Here is a 2,153-nt window from a genome sequence, read left to right on the forward strand (position 1 = left end):
AGATGTTTATATAGTGTCCTAGAGAGTAATTATAAAAAACATTAAATATCTCTTGGTTTGTCGTCCACTTCCACAAAGTGTTAATCTCATCCAGAACGCGATTCACCTGATTGAGATTACGGGCAGTTATCGCATTTTCCAGTTTTGTCATGAGCTTCAGCAATTTCTTGAGCTTGATATCCATTTTAGAAATCTGTTGTAGCGCTTTAGTAAGGTTTGTTGTGGAGCGGCTTATATTATCAAGTTGAGTTTCCAAAGATAGCGCAGAAATCCCAGAAGCAATCTCCAACGATCTCGAAGGCTCCTGCTGCAGCCTAGGAGTTAGTTCATCCATAGAAACCCACTCCGTTCCTTCTATTACAGCCCCCTTTTTCGAAGTGTTTATGATATCCACACCTCTGAATTTCATGCTTTNGCCTTCAACATTGTCTACCCACAAATCCGCATGGGAAATATGTGCTTCTTTAGAATTTTCCGATATATGATTGACACCAGGAGCATAATATTCATCATCAGGAAAAGATAAATCCTGCCCCATAAGCATAATCTGTGTGATCCCCATGTACTCAGCCAATTGTATGGCTGTTCCTGTTACGGTTGATGTTGAGATGAAACCAGGAATGATGTTCTCCTGATCATAAATATGATTTGTAATTAAATCATTATTGAATTTGGCATGATACATCGGCCCCTCATAATGNATTAATGGAACTTTGGACGTATCAATATTATTGAACACCTCGTAGTTGGATAGGCTTCCATCCATTGAAACCACAACATGCGGGTATACTCCAAAGTGTTCCATTGCTTGGATGCTCGAACCCGCCGCAATAATTAAACATTTGTCTTTCAACCCAGATAGATAGTGAATATCTTTTTTCAACGAAGGGCCGGAACCTACCACTATAGCCTTGACCCCATTGTCTTTCCAAATATCCTTCAACTCAGATATGGATGGTGATACAGACATATGTGAGATATTTCCCAAAATATTATTTAACCAAGTCTCCTGGTATTCTTTTCGAGTCTGCATATTTGAGATTTGTTGAATAATCATATCCTTTAATTCCAAGTCGAGTTGTGCTATGGTTCCAGGNTATTCGTCATTACCAACAGCAAATAACTTAATTCTAGGATCCGATAGCACTGCTCGGGTATCCTTAACCTTCAACCAGGTATTGAAAACTTCTGAGCTTGGTTCATGTATAAATATATGCTTTGCCTTGGTGGCAACCAACAGTTCCTCTAGAAAAAAACCAAGTCCGATCCCGACAATCAGGATATACTGACTTTCAATTTTTTCCTTCAATGTAACGATCCATCTTTTAGCTTCTTCTTTGGCATTATATCTACTGTGTAGAAAATACGAATTCCCATCAGATGTAACGACAAGGTTAGGTTCATTGTTACGCGTGAGAATAGCTTCTTCTTTTCTCTCTTCTTCAGCATCATCAATAACTTTAAGCAAGGCCGGATAGTGTTTGGTCAAGAATTTAATATTAGTCTGATAAAGATCCATTTTTGACGACTCCTTAATGAATAGTATTGATCTTCATCTTTTCCAGCAATGGTATTATTTCATAGTTCAGTAGATCGGCAGTAAGAGTATATTCCGCTCGCTCCAGGCTTTCACCAAGTTCCTTAACCAGCGCTTCCATCTGCAGCACTTGTAAGGCCAATATTTCTTGATTCTCATGCAAGATTTGAAGAAATCTTAGAGAATTCACTATCCAACTCAGCCCCTCAACCAATTGAGTGAATTCCGCCCATTGTTCCTCGCTCAGCTCCCCATAGAAGTAATCAGCTATTTGGCGCGAAGTCGGGATAAATCGATCGAGATAATCAGCTAAGGCCAGTTCGGTTTCAACGATACTTTCCTTCTTGGTTTTTGTAATAATATTAATTCGATTGATACCTCTGTAATCGTTAACTATGATTTGTTCATATCCACTAAAAACGGGATTGTCATCAATCTCTACACTGTAAATGAGCCGGTCTTCCTTATATATTTTAGAGGTTGATGCTATCCACCATTCGTTGATTGGCTTTATATCGGCTTCCAGTAGCAATTCATTCTGATTATCAATGGTTACCTTCACTTATACTCACTCCTCAATCCATCAGTTAATATAATTATCGGTATTAACTGTGCA

2 protein-coding genes are annotated in these 2,153 nt (G+C 38.6%); both read right to left on the bottom strand.

Features of this window, described 5'->3' with window-relative positions; genetic code table 11:
* On the bottom strand, window positions 1-1,519 hold a 1,519-nt coding region (locus KIH86_RS27825), incomplete at its 3' end, for a motility associated factor glycosyltransferase family protein (RefSeq protein WP_223110776.1).
* 13 nt (window positions 1,520-1,532) lie between these two features.
* A complete protein-coding gene (locus tag KIH86_RS27830; RefSeq protein WP_223081226.1) occupies window positions 1,533-2,099 on the bottom strand; it encodes a hypothetical protein in 567 nt (188 codons plus the stop codon).
* Between the last annotated feature and the right edge of the window lie 54 nt (window positions 2,100-2,153).

Source organism: Paenibacillus sinensis, assembly GCF_019904155.1.
GTDB lineage: Bacteria > Bacillota > Bacilli > Paenibacillales > Paenibacillaceae > Paenibacillus_AQ > Paenibacillus_AQ sinensis.